The organism is Streptomyces xanthii, from assembly GCF_014621695.1.
Lineage (GTDB): Bacteria > Actinomycetota > Actinomycetes > Streptomycetales > Streptomycetaceae > Streptomyces > Streptomyces xanthii.
The window spans coordinates 1,609,284-1,621,872 of sequence record NZ_CP061281.1; the positions used below are offsets into that span (position 1 = coordinate 1,609,284).

The 12,589-nt window shown below is 74.2% G+C and carries 14 protein-coding genes; 8 read left to right on the forward strand and 6 right to left on the reverse strand.

What is annotated here, in order from left to right:
• Window positions 1-78: 78 nt before the first annotated feature.
• Complete coding sequence (rsgA, locus tag IAG42_RS07385; protein WP_188336227.1) at window positions 79-1,191, reverse strand: ribosome small subunit-dependent GTPase A; 1,113 nt, start codon at window positions 1,189-1,191, stop codon at window positions 79-81.
• Between the two features lie 379 nt (window positions 1,192-1,570).
• Between rsgA and IAG42_RS07390 the strand changes: the two genes are divergently transcribed.
• Window positions 1,571-2,071: a GTP-binding protein gene (locus IAG42_RS07390; RefSeq protein ID WP_188336228.1), complete on the forward strand. Its 501-nt coding sequence runs from the start codon at window positions 1,571-1,573 to the stop codon at window positions 2,069-2,071.
• Window positions 2,072-2,092: 21 nt separating this feature from the next.
• On the opposite strand, the gene IAG42_RS07395 is transcribed toward IAG42_RS07390, so the two are convergent.
• Both IAG42_RS07395 and IAG42_RS07400 read right to left on the reverse strand, forming a co-directional pair.
• Complete coding sequence (locus tag IAG42_RS07395; protein ID WP_188336229.1) at window positions 2,093-2,470, reverse strand: MerR family transcriptional regulator; 378 nt, start codon at window positions 2,468-2,470, stop codon at window positions 2,093-2,095.
• 36 nt (window positions 2,471-2,506) lie between these two features.
• Window positions 2,507-3,529 carry an MDR family NADP-dependent oxidoreductase gene (locus IAG42_RS07400; protein ID WP_188336230.1) on the reverse strand — a complete coding sequence of 341 codons (1,023 nt, stop codon included), beginning with the start codon at window positions 3,527-3,529 and terminating at the stop codon, window positions 2,507-2,509.
• 187 nt (window positions 3,530-3,716) lie between these two features.
• On the opposite strand from IAG42_RS07400, the gene IAG42_RS07405 reads away from it, so the two are divergent.
• The 7 genes from IAG42_RS07405 (at window position 3,717) to IAG42_RS07435 (ending at window position 9,685) form a co-directional block, all read left to right on the forward strand.
• Window positions 3,717-4,391 (forward strand): XRE family transcriptional regulator, encoded by a 675-nt coding sequence (locus IAG42_RS07405; protein ID WP_223205893.1) that lies wholly within the window; start codon window positions 3,717-3,719, stop codon window positions 4,389-4,391.
• 67 nt (window positions 4,392-4,458) lie between these two features.
• Window positions 4,459-5,658 carry an NAD(P)/FAD-dependent oxidoreductase gene (locus IAG42_RS07410; RefSeq protein WP_188336231.1) on the forward strand — a complete coding sequence of 400 codons (1,200 nt, stop codon included), beginning with the start codon at window positions 4,459-4,461 and terminating at the stop codon, window positions 5,656-5,658.
• On the forward strand, window positions 5,655-6,020 hold the full coding sequence (locus IAG42_RS07415; RefSeq protein ID WP_188336232.1) for a (2Fe-2S)-binding protein: 366 nt from the start codon (window positions 5,655-5,657) through the stop codon (window positions 6,018-6,020). Before IAG42_RS07410 ends, IAG42_RS07415 begins: the two co-directional genes overlap by 4 nt.
• A complete protein-coding gene (locus IAG42_RS07420; protein WP_188336233.1) occupies window positions 6,017-7,477 on the forward strand; it encodes an NAD(P)/FAD-dependent oxidoreductase in 1,461 nt (486 codons plus the stop codon). Before IAG42_RS07415 ends, IAG42_RS07420 begins: the two co-directional genes overlap by 4 nt.
• A 55-nt stretch (window positions 7,478-7,532) precedes the next feature.
• On the forward strand, window positions 7,533-8,471 hold the full coding sequence (locus tag IAG42_RS07425; RefSeq protein ID WP_188336234.1) for a dihydrodipicolinate synthase family protein: 939 nt from the start codon (window positions 7,533-7,535) through the stop codon (window positions 8,469-8,471).
• Window positions 8,468-9,469 (forward strand): proline racemase family protein, encoded by a 1,002-nt coding sequence (locus IAG42_RS07430; RefSeq protein ID WP_188336235.1) that lies wholly within the window; start codon window positions 8,468-8,470, stop codon window positions 9,467-9,469. The genes IAG42_RS07425 and IAG42_RS07430 overlap by 4 nt, the downstream gene beginning before the upstream one ends.
• A 42-nt stretch (window positions 9,470-9,511) precedes the next feature.
• The gene (locus IAG42_RS07435) at window positions 9,512-9,685 is read left to right on the forward strand and encodes a hypothetical protein (RefSeq protein WP_188336236.1); all 174 of its coding nucleotides are present in this window, start codon (window positions 9,512-9,514) and stop codon (window positions 9,683-9,685) included.
• Here the strand turns inward: IAG42_RS07435 and IAG42_RS07440 are convergent.
• Genes IAG42_RS07440 through IAG42_RS07450 form a run of 3 tightly spaced genes read right to left on the reverse strand, consistent with a single transcriptional unit; the run spans window position 9,675 to window position 12,542 of the window.
• The gene (locus IAG42_RS07440; protein WP_188336237.1) at window positions 9,675-10,070 is read right to left on the reverse strand and encodes an Imm7 family immunity protein; all 396 of its coding nucleotides are present in this window, start codon (window positions 10,068-10,070) and stop codon (window positions 9,675-9,677) included. The genes IAG42_RS07435 and IAG42_RS07440 overlap by 11 nt on opposite strands.
• A gap of 34 nt (window positions 10,071-10,104) precedes the next feature.
• Window positions 10,105-11,043 (reverse strand): hypothetical protein, encoded by a 939-nt coding sequence (locus IAG42_RS07445; protein ID WP_188336238.1) that lies wholly within the window; start codon window positions 11,041-11,043, stop codon window positions 10,105-10,107.
• A gap of 41 nt (window positions 11,044-11,084) precedes the next feature.
• The gene (locus IAG42_RS07450; protein WP_188336239.1) at window positions 11,085-12,542 is read right to left on the reverse strand and encodes an APC family permease; all 1,458 of its coding nucleotides are present in this window, start codon (window positions 12,540-12,542) and stop codon (window positions 11,085-11,087) included.
• Between the last annotated feature and the right edge of the window lie 47 nt (window positions 12,543-12,589).

A 12,589-nucleotide genomic window follows, 5' to 3' on the forward strand; every position in this document is an offset into this window, starting at 1 on the left:
TGCGGGCCGGTGGGGCTTCTCGCGCAGTTCCCCGCGCCCCTGATGAGGCGCAGCCTCATCAGGGGCGCGGGGCAGTCCCTACAGAGGCCGCCCCTGCTTCAAGCGGACCGCGGCCCGCCCCTGGGCTCCCCGCGCCTTCCACTCCCGGCGCAGCTCCCCCCGGACCCGCGCATCGGCCCGGGCGACCAGCCGCCGGTTCTCCCGCAGCAGCTTGCGGTAACTGTCGAGCCGCCGCTGATGCAGCCGCCCGTCGGCCAGCGCGGCGGCCACCGCGCAGCCGGGCTCCGCCTCGTGCGCGCAGTCGTGGAACCGGCACTGCTCCGCCAGCTCCGTGATCTCCGCGAAGACCTGCTCGACCCCGGACTCGGCGTCGTAGAGCCCGACGCCGCGCAGCCCCGGCGTGTCGATGAGGACGCCGCCTCCGCCGAGCACGAACAGGTTCCGCGTGGTCGTGGTGTGCCGGCCCTTGCCGTCGATGTCCCGTACGGCCTGGACCTCCATCACGTCGGCGCCGACGAGCGCGTTGGCGAGCGTCGACTTCCCGGCGCCGGAGGCGCCGAGCAGCACGGACGTCCCGCCGGCCACGACGGACCGCAGCACGTCGACGCCGTCGCCGTCGCGCGCGCTGACGGGGAGCACCTGGACGCCGGGCGCCGTGTTCTCGACGTCGGAGACGAGGTAGGACAGGCCGAGGGGGTCGGGGACGAGGTCGGCCTTGCTGAGCACGACGACCGGCTGCGCCCCGCTCTCCCAGGCGAGCGCGAGGAACCGCTCGACGCGACCGAGGTCGAGCTCGGCGGCGAGGGAGACGGCGATGATCGCGTGGTCGACGTTCGCGGCGAGGATCTGGCCCTCGGACCGCTTGGACGAGGTGGACCGCACGAAAGCGGTGCGGCGCGGCAGGTACGCGCGGACGTAGCGCGGGTCGGCGCCTTCGGGGTCGACGACGGCCCAGTCCCCCGTGCAGATGACCTTCATCGGGTCACGGGGAACGACGAACTCGGTGTCGGCACGGACGACGCCGTCGGCGGTGACGACATCGCACTGCCCGCGGTCGACGCGCACCACACGCCCGGGCAGGAGTCCCTGCTCCGCGTACGGGGCGAACTCCGCGTCCCAGCCGGTGTCCCAGCCGTAAGGGAGCAGCGAAGAGGACAGGGAGGAAGAAGAGGTGAAGCTGGAGGAAGACAAGGGGTGACCCTTCACAAGGGTGGCCCCGGCGGCGCGCACGCACAGGCGTGCACGGAAAGAAGAGTGTGAGGTCAGCCGGCGGCCACGGAGGTGGAGTTGACGAACTTCCGGATGCGGGCAACGCCCGTCGCAGCGACAGTCATCGGTCGACACCTCCCGGGTCACACATGGGTCAGAGGCAGCGGCAGCCGCCTGAACAAGCACGACCCTAACCACCCCCTCCGACAGCGCGCCACTGATTTATGCCGGGGGTGCCGGCCGGGCTCCCCGCGGCGCACCAGTAGCCTGCAACGGCAGTCGGCGGCAAAGGAATGAGGCAGTACTCATGTGGGGTAGGCGGCGGAGCAACGGAACGGGTCCCCTGGTGCGGGCGGCGGTCGTGGGCGCCCAGAAGCACGGCAAGAGCACGCTGGCAGGGGCGCTGCCGGCGGCGCTGGAGGCCGAGTTCGGCCCGTCGCCCGATCCGGAGGGGCAGTTCGTCACCTCGCGCGGCCCCTACCACTTGCACGACTGCCCCGGTCTGGACGACTTCCGGTCCCGGCTCGCGGTCGGCGCCGACCAGTTGGCGGGTGTCCTCCTGGTGGTCTCCGCCGAGGACGGGCCGCTGCCGGAGACCCGCGCGTACGCAGCGGCGGCGCGGGAGGCGGGCGTGGCCCGGATCGCGGTGTACGTCAGCAAGTGCGACCTGGTCGAGGCCGAGGAGATCGCGGAGCTGATCGGCCTGGAGACCTGCGAGATGCTCCGCGAGGAGGGCTACCCCGCGAACAAGGTCCCCATGATGTTCAGCTACGCGCTGGACGCCGCCCGCGACCCGAAGTCCAAGAAGGGCCGCCGCGGCCTGGTCCAGCTGGCCCAGACCCTGGACACCCCGTTCCGCTGACCCGCGTGGGGCGAGGCGGCGTCACGCCACGTTCTGCGGGGCCGCGATCTGCCGGGTCAGCGTGTCCCGCAGGGCCGTCAGTCGGGTGATCTCCGCGTCGAGCGCGTCGATCCGCAGCTGGACGACGCCCGGGGCGGCCCCGGGCGCGGGGGCGGTGCAGCGGCGGCCGGGGTCGGCGAGCAGAAGGTCGATGCGGTCGGCGCAGGCGCGGACGTCCTGCACGGTCAGGCCGAGGGAGAGCAGGTGCCGGATGACGCGGATCCGGGCCAGGTCCCGCTCGGCGTAGACCCGCTGGCCGGTCGGCGTGCGGCGCGGGGCGGGCAGCAGGCCCCGTTCCTCGTAGAACCGCAGCGCGCGCGGGGTGGTGCCGGCGGCGGCCGCCGCGTCTCCGATACGCATCCGAAGTCTCCCTCGCCGTCACCCGGTACCGCTGGTTCAGATCTCGACCACCAGGGTTCCGAAGTGCCGCCCCTGGTGCAGTTCCTGCAACGCTCCGGGGGCCCGATCGATGCCCGGCAGCGTCACGTGCGGATGGACGAGTTCTCCGGTGCGCAGCCAGTGGGTGAGCCGCTCCCGCCACTCCTCCTCCACGCCCGGGTGCTCGGCGTCCTGGTAGCCGGCCAGAGTCACCGCGAGCTTGACGACCCGGAACGTGTCGATCGACGCCGGTGCCGTGCCGCCCGCGAGCGTCGGGTCGAACTGGCCCGACAGGGCGCCGACCAGGCCGACCCGTGCGCCGGGCCGCGCCGCTTCGAGGGCCGCGGTGAGCTGTTCGCCCCCGACGTTGTCGATGATCACGTCGTAGCCGTCCGGCGCGGCCTCGGTGAGGGCGTCGGCCAAGGGCCCGTCCCCGCGTACCACCACGGCGTCGTAGCCGAGTTCCCGCCGCAGCCGTTCGGCCTTGCCGGGGCTGCGGGTCGTGCCGACGACCCGTCCGGCGCCGAGCAGCCGGGCGACCTGTCCGGCCAGCGAGCCGACGCCGCCTGCCGCGCCGGTCACCAGGACCGTCTCGCCCGCGCGCAGCCGGGTCAGCCGGGTCAGGGCCCCGTACGCGGCGGACGCCGTGGACAGGAGGGCCACCGGATCGGGATGGTCCTCGGGCACGACCCGGACCGCGTCCGCGTCGACCACCGCGTACTCCCGCCAGCCGAGCAGGTGCGTGACCAAGGTCCCGACCGGCACGCCCGCGGTCCCGGGCCCCACGGCGACCACTTCGCCGAGGGCCGGGCCGAACAGGGGCTCGCCGGGCTTGAGCGGCGGCACCTGGAACCCGTCCGCCTCCCGCGAGATCAGGGTGCGCAGACCGGCGAAGACCAGGAACTTCCGGTTGCATACGAGGAGTTGGCCGGCTCCGGGGCGGGGCACGGGCGCCTCGGCGACCGGGAAGTGCTCCGGGGCGGGCAGACCGGCGGGATTGCTGACCAGGTGGACTTCGCGACCGAGGGACGGTGCGGACATGGGTGACCTCCGGGGCCGTGGTGCCTGAACGGTGCCGGGACGCTAACCCCTGACGTGCGGGTGAGAGGCAAGAGGACGGCCCACATGGACATCCCCGCGCCTGACCCCGCATCCTGATCCACAGACCGAACGAAGAACGCTGCGGGCGTACGGTATATCGAACGCAGCTGAAGAGGAGGGGAAGGGCGTGGGTGACTCCGAGAACTCGATCCGGGGGATGCTGGCCACCAATCTGAGACGGGCGAGGACCGAGCGGGGACTGTCGATCTCCGAGCTGTCGCGGCGTTCGAAGATCGGCAAGGCGACGCTGTCGCAGCTGGAGTCCGGCACGGGGAACCCCACGATCGAGACGGTGTTCAGCCTCTCGCGCGTCCTGGAGGTGGCCGTCTCCGACCTCCTGGACGCCCGCCCGCCCGGCGGCCTGACCGTGGTCCGCTCCGAGGAGGTGGAGGTGCTCAGCGGCGAGGGCGTCGACCTGCGTCCGCTGCGCCGCATCGAGACCGGCGAGGCCGTCTTCGAGGTCTTCGACCAGCGTGTTCGCGCCCAGCGCCGCCAGGAGTCGCTCGGCCACGTCGGCACCGAGCACACCATCGTGCAGACCGGCCGGCTCGGTGTGCGGGTCGACGGGCACGAGGTGGAACTGGGGCCGGGGGACTACGTCGGCTTCGACGCCGCGTCCCCGCACAGCTACACGGCGCTCGACGGCGACGTGCACTCGGTGCTGCTGCTGCAGTACCGGGCGGACCAGCGGCTGCACCTGTCGGACCCGGCACCGGACACCCCTCCCGCACCCGGGTCACCGTCGGCCGCTCCCGCCGCCGCACCGGCCCACACGCACTCGTCCGAAATCCGTCCGACGTGACCGTTGACACGTTCTGAACCCTCGCCGTACTTTCCCAGTGTTCGCTTTACCGAACACGGAGGGTTCGATGTACGGAACACGCGTGGCGGTGCTGGGCGCGGGCATAGTCGGCGCCGCCTGCGCTCGCGAGCTGGCTCTGGCCGGGCTCGAGGTCGTCGTCGTGGACCGCGGCGGCGCGGCGTCGGCGACCACCTCGCACGGCGAGGGCAACGTGCTGGTGTCCGACAAGGGCCCGGGCCCCGAACTCGAACTCGCCCGGCTGTCCCGCACGTTGTGGCCGCAGGTGCTCGCCGAGGTCGCCGAACGCTCGCCGCGCGCGGCGCACGCCGTCGAGTGGGAGCCCAAGGGCGGCATCGTCGTCGCGACCACCGCCGCCGGGGCCGAGGGCCTTGCCGGCTTCGCCGCCGGGCAGCGCGCGGCGGGCGTCCGCGCCGACGTCCTCGACGCGGAGCGGCTCGCCGCGGCCGAACCGTACGTGACCCGCGAGCAGACGGCGGCCCTGCACTATCCCGAGGACGCCCAGGTGCAGCCCGCCGGAGCGGCCGCCGCGCTGCTCGGCGACGCGCTCGCCGCGGGCGCGACCCTGCGCACCGGCTGCGAGGTGCTCGGCGCGCTGTCCCGGGGCGGCCGGATCACCGGGGTCCGCACCTCGGCCGGCCCGCTGGAGGCCGACTGGTTCGTGAACGCGGCGGGCCCCTGGTCCGGTGAACTGTCCGCCCGGCTCGGCGCCCCCGTGGACGTGCGGCCCCGCCGCGGCGACGTCCTCGTGACGACCCCGCTGCCGCCGATGGTGTTCCACAAGGTGTACGACGCGGACTACGTGGGCGCGGTCGGCAGCAGCGCCGAGGACCTGCAGACCTCCGCGGTCGTGGAGTCCACGCGCGGCGGCAGCGTGCTCATCGGTTCCTCGCGCCGCCGCGTCGGCTTCGACGACCGGCTGCGCCCCGAGGTCCTGTCGGCGGTCGCCGCGAAGGCCCTGCGCCTGTTCCCGGCGCTGGCCGGGGTCCCGGTGATGCGCGCGTACGGCGGCTTCCGGCCCTACGTCCCCGACCATCTCCCGGTCATCGGCGCCGATCCGCGCCTCGACGGCCTGTGGCACGCGGGCGGCCACGAGGGCGCCGGGATCGGTCTGTCCGTGGGCACGGGACGGCTGCTGCGGAATCTGATGCTGGGCGAGCCGGCGGACCTGGACGCGTCGCCGTTCCGCGTGGACCGGCCCGCCGTGCTGGGCACCGGCGCACACCCCCTGACCGAGGAGTCGATATGAGCCCCCGACGTGTCCGTGCCGGGTCCGACGCCGCGCGCCGGCGGGACCGGCCGCTGCGGATCACCGTCGACGGCGAACCGGTCGACGGGATCGCCGGGCAGACCGTCGCGGGCGTCCTGCTCGCCGCCGGCCGCCTCGCCTGGCGCACCGGCCGCTCCGGCGCGCCGCGCGGCGTGTTCTGCGGGATCGGCGTCTGCTTCGACTGTCTGGTGACGGTCGGCGAGGAGCGGGACGTACGGGCCTGCCGCCGCCGGGTCCGGGACGGTGACGTCGTCACGACCCAGAGCCGGAACGCCCCCGGGCCGGATCGTGACCCGGACCGTCGCGGGAAGCCCGGCGCGCCCGGAGCGGAGGAGCGATGACGGACCGTCATGTCGTGGTCGTCGGGGCGGGCCCCGCGGGACTCGCCGCCGCCGAGACCGCCCTGGCCGCCGGCGCCCGGGTCACCCTGATCGACGCCGGCGACCGGCCCGGCGGCCAGTACCACCGGATGCTGCCCGAGGCGTACGACGCGGCCCGGCCCGAGGTGCTGCACCACGGCTGGCGGGCCTTCGACCGGCGCCGCCGCCGGGTGCTCGCCCACCCCCGGTGCTCCTGGTGGTCCGACACCTCCGTGTGGGCCCTCGAACGCCCGGACCCGGAGCGGCCCGGCCCGCCGCGCGTGCACGTCCTGCGCGGCCCGGCCGACGCCGGCGGCCGTCGCCGCACGACCCTGGACCCCGATGCCCTGGTCCTCGCGGTCGGCGCCCACGACCGTGTACTGCCCTTCCCCGGCTGGGAGTTGCCCGGGGTGTTCACCGCCGGTGCCGCGCAGGCGCTCGCGAAGGGTGAGCGGGTCGTGGTCGGCGACCGGGTCGTCGTCGCGGGCACCGGGCCGTTCCTGCTGCCGGTGGCCGCCTCGCTCCTCGAAGCGGGCTCGCGGGTCCTCGAAGTCCTGGAGGCCAACTCCCCCGGCACCGTCGCCCGCGGCTGGTCGCGGCGGCCCTGGCAGCTCGCCGCGCAGGCCGCGAAGGGCGGTGAACTCGCGGAGTACAGCGCTCTGTTGCTGCGGCACCGGGTCCCGTACCGCACCGGGCGCACCGTGGTCGAGGCGCGCGGCGACGGCCGGGTCGAGGAGGTCGTCACCGCGCGGCTGCGCGCGGACTGGTCGGTCGCCTTGGGCAGCGAGCGCACGCTGGCGGTGGACGCGGCGTGCGTGACGCACGGCTTCAGCCCCCAGCTGGAGCTGCCCGTGGCCGCCGGATGCGCGCTGCGCACCGGTACCGGCGGGGAGTTCGTGGAGGTGGACTCCGACCAGGCCACGACCGTCCCCGGCGTCTACGCGGCCGGTGAGATCACCGGTGTCGCGGGCGCCCCGGCCGCGCGGGCCGAGGGCGCGCTCGCCGGATGGCTCGCCGCCGGCGGCGATCGGGAGGCGGCCACGCTGCGGCCGCTGCGGCGCAGCCGGGACCAGGGGCGCGCCTTCGCCGCGCGTCTGGCCCGCGCGCATCCGATCGGCGCGGCCTGGCCCGGGTGGCTGCGCCCCGAGACCGTCGTCTGCCGCTGCGAGGACGCCGACTACGCCTCCCTGTGCCGGGCGGCCGAGGCGCCGCAGACCGCTTCGGCGCGGGTCGCGAAACTGGAGACCCGCGCGGGGCTCGGCCCCTGTCAGGCCCGGATCTGCGGGCCGACGGTCGCGGAGCTGAACGCCCGGCTTTCCGGGGCGCCTGCCGAGTCTGCGGTCGAGGGCCTGCCCGCGCCCGCGCCGCACCGGCGTCCGATCGCCCAGCCCATCCGGCTCGGCGACCTGGCCGCGCCGCCCGAGCCGCACCACCCCTGAACCACCCCTGCGCCATCTGCATTCTCGTCAGGTCCCGTCAACAGGAGCAGAGTTCATGAGCGACACCCAGAAGCAGCAGCCCCTGTCCCTCGGCGGCGTGGTCGTGGCCACCGCCCTCCCCTACTACGAGGACGCCGCCGCCCCGGCCGGTCTCGCCGTGGACTACGACAAGTACGCCGACCACTGCCGCTGGCTCGTGGAGAACGGCTGCCGCGGCGTCGGTCCGAACGGCTCGCTCGGCGAGTACTCCTCACTGACCGACGCCGAGCGCCGCAAGGTGGCGCAGACCGCGAAGGAGGCGGTCGGCGACGCGGGCGTCGTGGTGGTCGGCGTGCACGGCGTCGGCTCGCACCAGGCCAGGCACTGGGCCGAGATCGCCGCCGAGGACGGCGCGGACGGCCTGCTCTGTCTGCCGCCGACCATGTACCGCGCCAACCGGGGCGAGGTCCTCGCCCACTTCGAGGCGGTCGCCTCCGTCGGCCTGCCCGTCATGATCTACAACAACCCGATCGACACCAAGGTCGACCTGACCCCTGACCTGGTCGCGGAGATCGCGCGGATCGAGAACGTGGTCGCCGTCAAGGAGTTCTCCGGCGACGTGCGCCGCGTCCTGGAGATCAAGGAGCAGGCCCCCGGCCTGGAGATCATCAGCGGCGCCGACGACGTCGTCCTGGAGAGCCTCCTCATGGGCGCCACGGGCTGGTTCGCCGGTTTCCCGAACGTGTTCCCCGCCGAGTCGGCCCGCCTGTACGAACTGGCCACCGCCGGCAAGCTGGAGGAGGCCCGCGCCCTGTACGAGCCGCTGGTCGCCGCGTTCCGCTGGGACTCGCGCACCGAGTTCGTGCAGGCCATCAAGCTGGGCATGGAGCAGGTCGGCCGGTACGGCGGCCCGTGCCGTCCGCCGCGCGGGGCGCTCACCGCCCGGATGCGCGAGCAGGTGGAGGCCGACATGGCCCGTGCGATCGCCGCGCTGGAAGCGGGGTCCGCCCGATGAGGTCGGTCCGCACGCTCAGTGCCGTCGACTCGCACACCGAGGGCATGCCCACCCGCGTCGTCACCGGCGGGGTGGGCCCGATCCCGGGCGCCACGATGGCCGAGCGCCGCCGGTACGCGATGGAGCACCTGGACGGGCTGCGCCGGTTCCTGGTCGACGAGCCGCGCGGGCACTCCGCGATGAGCGGCGCGATCCTCCAGCCGCCGACCCGGCCGGACGCCGACTGGGGCGTGCTCTACATCGAGGTCAGCGGGTTCCTGCCGATGTGCGGCCACGGCACGATCGGCGTGGCCACCGTCCTCGTCGAGACGGGCATGGTCGAGGTCACCGAGCCGGAGACCCGGGTCCGTCTGGACACGCCCGCCGGACTCGTCGAGGCCCGGGTCACGGTGCGGGACGGCCGCGCCGAGAAGGTGACCCTGCGCAACGTGGACTCGTTCGCGCTCGAACTCGACGCGTCCGTCAAGGTGCCCGGCCTCGGCGAGGTCCGCTACGACATGGCGTACGGCGGCAACTTCTACGCGATCGCCGAACTCGACCAGCTGGGGCTGCCGTTCGACCGGTCCCGCAAGGACGAGATCCTCGCCGCCGGTCTGGCGGTCATGAAGACGATCAACGAGCGGAACCGGCCCGTGCATCCGGCGGACCCGCTCATCGGCGGCTGCAAGCACGTGCAGTTCCTCGCCCCGGGCTCGGACGCGCGGCACTCGCGCAACGCGATGGCGATCCACCCGGGCTGGTTCGACCGCTCCCCCTGCGGCACCGGCACGTCGGCGCGCATGGCCCAGCTGCACGCGCGCGGCGAACTCCCGCTGGACACCGCGTTCGTGAACGAGTCGTTCATCGGTACGCGGTTCACCGGCCGGCTCCTGGAGACCGCCGAGGTCGGCGGACTGCCCGGGGTCGTCCCCGAGTTCTCCGGGCGAGCCTGGATCACCGCCACCGCGAACTACCTGCTCGACCCGAGCGACCCGTTCCCCCACGGGTTCGTGCTCTAGCGCATCCCCCGCGCCCCCGACGTATTCACGGAGGGAACCCCCGTGTCCCGTTCGACACCCGTCATACGCCCGCCGCGAGCGGCCCCGCGCGGCGGCCTGGTCGGCGCCTGCCCCGTGGCCCACCAGGCGTGGCCGCGGGACCTGCTGCCTCCGGCGCTGCGCGACGACAACCCGTGGGGGGTGCCGCAGCGGATCGACGGACGCCTCAGCGCGTGACGGGGTCCTCCAGCGTCGGGACGCACGGGGACAGCAGTGGCTCGGTGTGCGCGGTGACCGCGCCGCGGACGAGCCGGAACACCCGGACCTCGTTCGCGTGCCCGGGGTCCTCGTCATCGAGCACGTGCAGGAGTCCGTAGGACCCGGGAGCGACCCGCCCCACGTGCCGGAAGAAGGCGACGACGTCCGGCGGTGAGCGGTGGTTGGAGTGGCCGCCGAGGTGGAGGAACGGCTCGCCGTTCATCCACCTCAGGTCGAGCAGGTAGGGACTGTCGAGCGCGTCGACGCGGGTGCGGAGTGCGTCGACGGTCCGGCGCAGCCGGTCCGCGTCGTCGTCCTCGCCCGCGCTCTCGCGGACCGTGATCCAGCCGTGGTACTCGAACACCCGCCGATCCTAAGGTGTGTTCGCTCAGCCGGACTCAGCGCGGGAGCGTCTGGTCGCGCCAGCGGGTGTACTGCTCCTCGGGGTCGCCCGTGTAGGACCAGGGGACGTCGGTGGCGCGGTTGTCGAGCAGCCGGAAGACCTCGCCGAGGCGTTCGGTGAGGCCGGCCTTGGTCAGGCCGTGGGCCAGGTGGTTGAGGTCGGCGACGTCCTGGGCGCCGGGGATCCGGTGGGTGATCCACTTGTCGAGCGCGGTGGTCAGGTCTCGGCGCGCCTGTTCGTCGCTCCAGTGGTGGCTCAGGCCGAGCGAACCGCGGCCCTCCTCGGCGACCCGGTGCCGGTAGTGCTCGGCGCGGGCCACCTGTGTGAGGACGGCGAGCGGGGATCCGTCGGGGGCGTAGGCGGCGGCGTCCCAGGCGAAGTTGAGGGCCTGCCCGTAGGAGCCGTGCCAGCGCGCCGACAGGAACCGCAGGGCCTGGTGGTGGCCTTCGCGGTGGTACGGGTCCCGGGCGAGCAGCTCCTTCCACCAGGCGTGCATGTCGGGGTGGCCGCCCGGGTACAGCCGGCCCAGCGCGACCAGCGAGACCCAGGGGTAGGGGTCGGCGGGGGCGAGGGCCGCGGCCCGGTGGCAGAGCCAGGCGGCGCTGTCCAGCCGTTCGGCGCCCGGGTCCTCCCCGGCGCGCGCGGCGGCGAACATCCGCATCACCTCGGTCTCGGCCCGCAGCACGGCGGCGTCGGGGTTGTGCGGCTCCGAGGCCTGCCAGAGGTCGACGGTGCGCCGGCCGGCCGCCGCGTCGGCGAGCAGCCGGATGCGGTGGGACCGCCGGTCCCAGTCGCCGGGCGTGCGGGCCAGCAGGTCCCGCGCGCCCTCCCACCGGCCGAGCAGCATGTCCTGCCGGCCCTCGGCCAGTGCCCGGTCGCCGAACGCCGGGTCGTAGTCCGGTGTGTGCCGCTCGCGGCGCAGCCACCCTGCCATGACGAGATCCCCCTGGATGCGATGCGTGCGAACGGGACGGTTCAGAAGTCGGTGAGGACGCCGTCCCTGCGGCCTCCGGCGGCGGCCGTGACCGGCTCCGCGCCCTCGAGGGCCTCCTCGGCGGCCTGGACGTCCCGCGGGTTCAGCGGCCGCGGACGGAAGTACGAGCGGCCTCCCTGGACCCGGGCGACGGTCACCGGGATCAGCCCGAGGGCCAGCGATCCGAGTCCGATGGCCAGTTGGGCGGTGTTCATGTCCGGGATCGACACGGCGAAGATCCAGATGTTGAACAGGGCGCCGGCCAGCGGCCAGAGGCCGAGCAGCAGCAGTTTGCCGGGCGAGCGCAGCAGTTCCCGGCGGTAGGCGACGACGACGGCGATGCCGGCGAGCGCGTAGTAGAAGGTGATCAGCAGGCCGATGCCGACGAGCGCGTCCTCGAGGATCCCGAATCCGGTGCCCAGTACGGCGATCAGGCCGAGGACGAGGACGGAGAGCGCGGCGACGAGCAGCGTCGACATCATCGGTGTCTGCCGCTCGGGGTGGATGCGGCCGAGGAAGGACGGGACGGTGCGGTCGCGGCCCATGGCGAACAGGGTGCGGGTGGCCTGGAGGAGTGTCGTCTCCAGGGTCGCGACGGTGGACAGCAGCAGGGCGAGGACGAGCAGGTCGCCGCCCACGCCGGGCAGGGCCGCGTCGCCGAACGCGGTGAGGAAGCCGGCGCTGTCGGCGCCCGCGGCGGGGCCGAGCAGGACGTTCGCGCTGATCGCCACGAGGAGGAAGGTGGCGGCGGTGACGAGCAGGCCGATCAGTCCGCCGCGTCCGGCGCCGCCGCGGCCGCGCCGGGTCTCCTCGCTGAGATTGGCCGTCACGTCCCAGCCCCAGTACAGGGCGCCGGCGATGAGCGCGCCCGCGGTGAAGCTGTGGGCGGCGTCGAAGTGCCCGAAGCCGAGCCAGGAGAAGGAGAAGGACGAGGCGTGCTTGCTCCGGGTCAGCGCGGCGACGGCCACGACGACGAGCAGGAGCAGCTGGCCGCCGACGGCGACGGCGCGGGCCCGTGCGCCGAGCCGGGTGCCGAACGCGACGAGGGCCGCGATCAGCAGGAACCAGCCGAGGCCGACGCCGGTGGCCAGACCCTCGTCGCGGGCCAGGTCCTCGCCGAACAGGGACAGCGTGGCCGCGCCCGCGGGCTGGGTGGAGGAGATCATGAAGACGGTCGTCGCGACGACCACGGCCCAGCCGCAGAGGAAGCCGAGGAACGGGTGGAGGGTGCGCGCCACCCACGAGTACGTGGCGCCGGAGTTCACGTCCAGGCGGCCGAGGTGCCGGAACGCGAGCGCGATGCCGAGGGTGGGCACGGCGCAGTACAGCAGCACGGCCGGGGCGGCGAAGCCCACGGCGGCGATCAGCGCGGGGGCCATGGCCATCGCGGTGTAGGCGGGTCCGCAGCCCGCGATCGCGAGGACGATCGAGTCGAACGTCCCCAGACTCCCTGTTCTCAACCCGCTTTTGTTGCTGGCCCCGTTGTGCACCGGTTGCGCCTCTCCTA